General features: G+C 52.8%; 1 protein-coding gene. It reads right to left on the reverse strand.

Annotation, left to right across the window (positions count from 1 at the left end; all coding sequences use genetic code 11):
- Nucleotides 1–5 precede the first annotated feature (5 nt).
- On the reverse strand, nucleotides 6–356 hold a 351-nt coding region (locus RIF23_RS20735), incomplete at its 5' end, for a transposase family protein (protein ID WP_310914321.1).

The raw sequence follows: 356 nt of genomic DNA on the forward strand, positions 1-356 counted from the left end.
GAGGCTTATGCAGAACGTAGTTTGAAGAAGTGGAGTGCTCGGACTGCACGAAAGGCAGTGGCGTAGCTGCGAAGTGGCCTCCGATAGTCAGTGAACATGCACCGCCACGTTTTGAAGTGCGCGATCGCCCGTTCGATCACATAGCGAATCTTGTTGATATTCGTGTTAAATTCTTCTTGCCACTCCAGGAGCTCGCCTCCCTGTGGCTTCCGGAACGGCGTTATTGGGCCAACACCGATGTATCCTTTATCGCCGATGGAGTTGCTTGAGTTCAGGATCGTGTTAAGCTCTGACTCGCCAAAGGCTTTAGCGTCATGTGTACTTCCGGGAAACGGGTCAGACACGTGGAGGAGTTC

This window comes from Lipingzhangella rawalii (genome assembly GCF_031628175.1).
In the GTDB taxonomy this organism is placed as follows: Bacteria; Actinomycetota; Actinomycetes; order Streptosporangiales; family Streptosporangiaceae; genus Lipingzhangella_A; species Lipingzhangella_A rawalii.